This window comes from Halomonas sp. 3F2F, from assembly GCF_014897805.1.
Taxonomy (GTDB): Bacteria; Pseudomonadota; Gammaproteobacteria; order Pseudomonadales; family Halomonadaceae; genus Vreelandella.
The window spans coordinates 1-6,435 of sequence record NZ_JABUZE010000081.1 but is presented as its reverse complement, the minus strand read 5'-3'; the positions used below and the strand labels follow the sequence as shown (position 1 = coordinate 6,435).

Sequence of the window (6,435 nt, the reverse complement as noted above, 5' to 3'; positions counted from 1 at the left end):
CAGCCGCTTTCTTTTATACCCTGTGAGAAATCCGGGCTAGTGGTCATCAAAGGGGATCAGATGATGGCACTCGTCCACGAGCTCTACAGGAGGGCTGCGGATGAGGCCTGAACAGAAATCCCAGCTCCTACTGGGCGTCACACGGTCAAAGGCCAAAATGCTCGAGTACAGTGTTCCTGAAGAGCATCACATCAAGATCACTCAAGATCCGGCCAAGCTCTTCACTATCTCGATTGGTTTGCTGGGCGACCTTGCCGCTACTATCAACCGGAAAGAGCCAGACCCCGATTCCCTCTTGGAGCTGAGAACCAATCTGCTGTTTTCCGCCCGCTTTTTCGACTCCTATCTCCAGTCAAAGCTGAACGAGACACTTGATCCATACCTCGTGCTTCTGGGCTCCGCCTCCTATTACCTGTGCGATCTTCCCGGAAGCTCGTCGGTATTGGCGAAGCGTATCGATGGCGACTGCCCGGATTTGGATGGCGATGGTTTGGAAGACCTGTTGCTCTGGTTGCTGCAGGCCGATCTGGAAACCTATTTTGGTGGATCTGAGGCGCCGTTCGGCGCATTCATCGACGGGATTTCAAAGTGGATTCTCCAGTTTTTCGAGGACGGGAACGGCGAAGAAAAACTCATCGATTTGGCCACGAAGCTGCGGGACGCCGTCTACGAATTCGGCACGCCCAGGCAGCTTCTGTTTGGTGATGTTATCGCGGCCGTTCTGAGGAAAAAGCTGGAGAATTCCGCCTGGAAGGCTTTGCCATTATATTCCGGGTTACCCCGCGACAAATGGCTCCATGCGCTGCAAAAGGATTCGTTCATCAAGGAGCTCTGGCCTGCACAACACCTTTTGGGTCAGGCGGATGTTCTCAAAGGCGAGTCTGCTATCGTTCAAATGCCCACCAGCGCTGGCAAAACGAAGGCAACGGAGCTGATCCTTCGAAGCGCGTTCCTGGCTGAGCGCGTTTCACTGGCCATCATCATCGCCCCGTTCCGGGCGCTTTGCCATGAGATCAAGAACGGACTCGTCGAGGCGTTCTACAACGAAACCACCAAGGTGGATGAATTATCCGATGCCCTACAGACCGACTTCGAGATTGCCGAACTTCTGGGGCACCAGCAGATCCTGGTTGTAACCCCCGAGAAGCTGCTCTACGTCCTTCGGCATTCTCCGGAACTGGCTGCCCACGTTGGCCTGCTGGTTTTTGATGAAGGCCATCAGTTCGACAGCGGCACACGAGGCATCACATACGAGCTGCTCTTGACGTCGCTGCGTTCCATGATTCCTGAAGGTACCCAGAAGGTGCTGATCTCTGCGGTCATCAGCAACGCTGAGGCTGTTGGAGAATGGCTGAACGGGGACCCCAAAACTGTTGATGGGCAAAATTTACTGCCAACACATCGCAGCGTTGCGTTTGCCAGCTTCATTGACCTGAAGGGGGCCGCAATTAGAACCGGATGGATGAAATATGTGAATCCTGAAAGTCCTGAAGATCTCGAATATTTTGTGCCACAAGTCATTGATAAGATTAAGCTCGAAAGGAAAAAAGGCGAGTCACTAACCAAACCAAAATATTTCCCCAATCCTACGGAGGGGAAAGAAATAGCAATATTTCTTGGACTGAAACTTGTTTCAAAAGGAGCGGTAGCAATCTTTTGTGGAAGAAAGGACACTGCATCTGGTCTTTGTGAACTGGCTGCAGAACGCTTCTCGAGAAAGCTGCCTCTGGCTGCTCCTTCGGACTTTTCTGACCAGGACGAAACTTCAAGACTGATTTACCTTATCAACACGAATCTTGGATCAGACAGTCCATCTGCAATTAGTGCTCGGATAGGCATTTTCTCCCATCATGGAAATACGCCTCATGGAATACGACTGGCAGTTGAACACGCGATGCGCTTTGAGAGCATTCGATTTGTCATATGCACGTCAACCCTGGCACAAGGGGTCAATCTTCCTATCAGGTATCTTATAGTAACCAGTGTTTACCAAGGACTAGAACGAATTAAAGTTCGTGATTTCCACAACCTTATGGGACGCGCTGGTCGTGCGGGGATGCATACCGAAGGCAGTGTATTATTTGCAGATCCTGTGGTATTCGACAAAAAGAAATCCCGTGATGAAAAGTGGCGATGGAATCAGGTTAAAGAACTATTAGAACCTAGCAATTCCGAGCCATGTGTAAGCAATCTCCTATCCATCTTCGACCCTATCAAAAGCAATGACGAGAAATACACCATCACAATGGAGGCTCTGGATTTTGCCAAGGCCTATATCAACGATCCTGATGAAGTCGCCGAACTGTCTGCCGGGATAGCTGAACAACATGGAGACAAAAATTTCTCAAGAGATGGTGTCGAGCGGCAAGTCGCCTGGAGAGTCAGCCTCATCTGTGCCGTCGAGAGCTTCCTGCTATCTCATTGGGGTGAATCTGAAGATGGTCTTTCGGAAGCGGATGTGACCCGCCTGGCCGAAGGAACGCTGGCTTTCTTTCTGGCTGATGATCAAAAAAAGAAGCATATCCGCGAGTTGTTTCATCTTCTTGCAGGAAACATCTCTGCAAATATCACTGACCCGGCTCGCCGTAAAATCTATGGCCGGACGCTTTACGGTATTCAAGATGCCCAAGCCATTGAGGGATGGGTCCATAACAACGCCAACAGTCTGCTTTCGATTGTTGATGAAACAGACGCGCTCGATCTAATCTGGCCATTGCTTACCCGGCATATCAACAGCGGCGTATTCACCAAGTTCGATAAGCCGGAGGTGCTAAATGAAATCGCGCATGGATGGATCAGTGGAAAGTCCTTCAGCGATCTCCTGAAAATCATCCGTAAGCGGAAAGCCAAGATGATATGGGGCACCCGCCGGAGGGAGTTCAAAATCGATCATGTCGTCGATGTCTGCGAAGGGGCGCTTGCTTATGACGGAGCGCTCGTTGTAGGCGCTGTGTGTGAGTTCATCGAAACCCTCGACCAAGATGGCACTGGAGACCTGACCAATCGCCTGCAGCTTTTTCAAAAGCGCTTAAAATATGGTCTGCCGACCGATACCACCATTGCCCTTTACGAGCTTGGTTTTTCGGACCGCGTCATCGCTCAGGATCTCTCCACATCCTTGAGCCTGGATGCGACCCAGAAGAAGAATCTCGTGAAGGCACTGAAAAAAGATCGGGACGGAGCCAAGGCGGTGATGGAGAAATTCCCAAGCTACTTCCAGGAACGGATGAATGAGATCATGGGCTAAAAGCGTTACAGCTTCAATTTCCTACAGGAGTAGGATTTGGATACTTTCAAAAATTTCCTGGGGTTAGCTCTTTTAATAGCCTCAATTTTCGTCTTTGGCCTCAAAGGGATGAGCGTCGAAATGGGGATTGCTGTCTCTGGAAGCTGTGTTTTTCTGGCATTCGCCAATTTAGATCAGTTTGCAGAGTTCAAAGGTGCCGGTTTTGAAGCAAAGCTCAAGCAGGCAGTTACTGAAGCAAACGCCACTATTGAAAACTTAAAGTCAGTGGCCGCTCCGTTACTTATCACTACGATTGATCTTCTAGCTAAAGAAGGACGATGGGGTGGCGGTGGAAAGACAAACAATCACGATGCCCTGTTTGATAAGTTGGTTTCTCTACAAGACTAAATTGGTATCTCTGATCAGGATCTTGAGATAGCGAAGGCTCAATATCTCAATATCCACGCTTGGGGCAAGGTGTCGGACTTGGTTAGTTCTGTTGAGCGCAGTGGAAGAGAGCGATTTAGTGTGGAAGTTAAGGATCAACTGGGGAGCCATAGCTATGATGCCCTGCCGGATCTGGAACGGCTTTTAAAATTGATTGACGAAGATTCCTTATCGTCATCAGAGCTTGAAAAGTTGAATGAAATTAAAGAGTTTTACCGACGAAGCAAGCTCTAAAAAATAGTTCCAGTTCGTTCCGGGCCTGACGGCCCTCCACCGGACGGCCCTTTTCTCCGCTTCGCTGCAAAAAAGGTCGCCGCTGAACAAAAGCGTTATATCAGCACTACCTCAAAGACCGCTCCTGGCCGGGCAACGACGACCTGAAATAGGCCGTCGTTTATCCTTATCAAACCTCTGTCTGTTCTGCCATTTCCAACGCATCATCTACCTCTATTCCTAGATACCTGACGGTGCTTTCCAGCTTTGTGTGACCCAGGAGCAGTTGCACTGCCCTAAGGTTTTTCGTGCGACGGTATATCAGCGAAGCTTTTGTACGACGCATCGTGTGCGTGCCATACATTGAAGCATCTAAACCTATTTCGGTGACCCAGGCTTTCACGATACGGGCATATTGGCGCGTGGAGAGATGCTTTGCGCTATTGATTCGGCTGGGAAATAAGAAATCTTCGCTTCTGAGTTGAGCCAGCTGTATCCAGTCCTCAATAGCGTTACGGGTTTGCTCGGTTATTTCGAACTGGACAGGTCGATGCGTTTTTTGCTGCATTACGATGGCACGTGGTGATATGCACGTACCATGGGCTATATCCCGAACTCGTAAATTGACAAGGTCGCAGCCACGTAACTTGCTATCAATGGCTAAATTGAAGAGGGCAAGGTCTCTCGTCTTTTTGGCAAGCTGTAGGCGCACACGTATGGCCCAGATATCTCGAAGGCGCAGAGGCGCCTTCTGCCCAACCAACTTGCCTTTATTCCAAGGTGTAAATGAGATTTCAGTCGGAAAGTTCATAGCATGATCCTCCATCAGGTGGAGGTCAAAGAATGGCTCAATTCACGCTCGTCATGTGCTAAGGTTAATTCATGGTCAGGGCTCGACCCTGAGCGGACGTACCGGCAGAAGAGGCATGTTGATTCAGCCGGGATGTCCTCGGTGGCACCCGTGTTCGAGAGGATTATTCTTGAGATTACATCTAAGCAACTTGGACGAACTGATTCAAAATGTTTGTAACGTCCACGCGAAAAATTATCTAAACGACCCCATTGCTGCATACCGAACAGGGGCATATCGAGTATCCATGATCGCAACATGGATTGCCGTGTGCGTAGATATAATCGAGAAGATACTAGAGCTTAGCCTTAGTGAAGACCCTGCGGCAAAAAAATGGGCGCTTCACAGCTAGGAAAGAGGTTTGGGTATGGATTTTTTAGCTATTTTTTTAATTGTGGGCTGGTCCTTGGTTTTTGCTCTTCTCTTTTTTTTCTGGAGTACTATTTTTCCACGAGAAAAAAAAGATTTCCAAAGAGACGGAAAAGCTAACCATGAGTCTGGAGGAGATGCTTGCCAGACGTCGCAAAATGAATCTGAGCAAGCACTGAATCTGGCCGAGCCACCCGAATCGGCCGCACCAGCTAAGTTGGCTGAGCCAGCTGGCCCAATCAAGCCAGTAGAGCCAGCCGAGCCGGCCGCACCAGCCAAGTTGGCCGAGCCAACCGTCTCAACCGAGCCAGCCGCATCAGCTAAGCCCGCTGCATCAGCTGAGCCAGCCAAGCCGACCGCTACAGCCGAGCCAGGCATGCCAATCAGGCCGACTGCGTCAGCTAGTCCGGCTTCCATGAAAGATCTGGTGAAAGTCCTTAAATCGCAGTCTCAGTACGAAGAGTTTGACGCGATCAAGATTGCTCTGGCGTCGCCGGACATGATTCGCTCTTGGTCCTTCGGCGAGGTGAAAAAGCCTGAGACCATCAACTACCGTACCTTCAAGCCGGAGCGGGATGGTCTGTTCTGCGCCAAGATTTTCGGCCCGGTGAAAGACTACGAGTGTTTGTGCGGCAAATATAAGCGCATGAAACACCGCGGTATTATCTGCGAAAAGTGTGGCGTTGAAGTGACCAAGGCCGCCGTGCGCCGCGAGCGCATGGGCCACATCGAGCTGGCCTCGCCGGTCGCACACATCTGGTTTTTGAAATCACTGCCGTCGCGTATCGGTATGTTCCTCGATATGACCCTGCGTGATATCGAACGTGTATTGTATTTTGAAAGTTTCGTTGTCGTTAATCCTGGAAATACAGGGCTTGAACGTGGTCAGCTGCTCAACGATGAGCAGTATTTCGAAGCGCTGGAAGAGTTCGGTGACGACTTCGACGCCCGTATGGGTGCCGAAGCGGTTCAGGAACTGCTGAAAGATATCGATCTGGAAGAAGAGATTGATCTCCTGCGCGAAGAGATTCCGCAGACTAACTCTGAAATTAAGATCAAGAAGCTCTCCAAGCGCTTGAAGCTGCTGGAAGCCTTCTACCACTCTGGCAATGCGCCGGCGTGGATGGTGATGGAAGTGCTGCCCGTGCTGCCTCCGGACCTGCGTCCGCTGGTACCGCTGGATGGCGGCCGCTTCGCGACCTCCGATCTTAACGAGCTTTACCACCATGTGGTGAATTGTAACAACCGTCTCAAAAGACTGCTTGAATTAAATGCGCCAGATATAATGTAAGCGCCATTAAACCGACCCACTTGCCCTAACCGTATTGAG

At 50.3% G+C, this 6,435-nt stretch carries 4 protein-coding genes and 1 pseudogene; 4 read left to right on the top strand and 1 reads right to left on the bottom strand.

What is annotated here, in order from left to right; all coding sequences use genetic code 11:
* The first annotated feature begins 100 nt into the window (after window positions 1-100).
* The 3 genes from INT21_RS10020 to INT21_RS10010 all read left to right on the top strand — a co-directional run bounded on the left by INT21_RS10020 (window position 101) and on the right by INT21_RS10010 (window position 3,907).
* Complete coding sequence (locus INT21_RS10020; RefSeq protein WP_193085131.1) at window positions 101-3,247, top strand: DEAD/DEAH box helicase; 3,147 nt, start codon at window positions 101-103, stop codon at window positions 3,245-3,247.
* 36 nt (window positions 3,248-3,283) lie between these two features.
* Complete coding sequence (locus tag INT21_RS10015) at window positions 3,284-3,634, top strand: hypothetical protein (RefSeq protein WP_193085130.1); 351 nt, start codon at window positions 3,284-3,286, stop codon at window positions 3,632-3,634.
* Between the two features lie 78 nt (window positions 3,635-3,712).
* Window positions 3,713-3,907, top strand: coding sequence for a hypothetical protein (locus INT21_RS10010; protein ID WP_193085129.1), 195 nt, complete (start codon window positions 3,713-3,715; stop codon window positions 3,905-3,907).
* Window positions 3,908-4,076: 169 nt separating this feature from the next.
* Here INT21_RS10010 and INT21_RS10005 read toward each other — a convergent pair whose 3' ends face one another.
* Complete coding sequence (locus INT21_RS10005) at window positions 4,077-4,697, bottom strand: tyrosine-type recombinase/integrase (RefSeq protein ID WP_101146478.1); 621 nt, start codon at window positions 4,695-4,697, stop codon at window positions 4,077-4,079.
* Between the two features lie 823 nt (window positions 4,698-5,520).
* Between INT21_RS10005 and INT21_RS10000 the strand changes: the two are divergent.
* A pseudogene (locus tag INT21_RS10000) lies at window positions 5,521-6,393 on the top strand (DNA-directed RNA polymerase subunit beta'); the annotation flags it as partial.
* Between the last annotated feature and the right edge of the window lie 42 nt (window positions 6,394-6,435).

Excerpts from the sequence above, each read along its gene's own strand:
- INT21_RS10020 (WP_193085131.1), top strand. The coding sequence starts at position 101 with ATGAGGCCTGAACAGAAATCCCAGCTCCTACTGGGCGTCACACGGTCA.
- INT21_RS10005 (WP_101146478.1), bottom strand. The coding sequence starts at position 4,697 with ATGAACTTTCCGACTGAAATCTCATTTACACCTTGGAATAAAGGCAAG.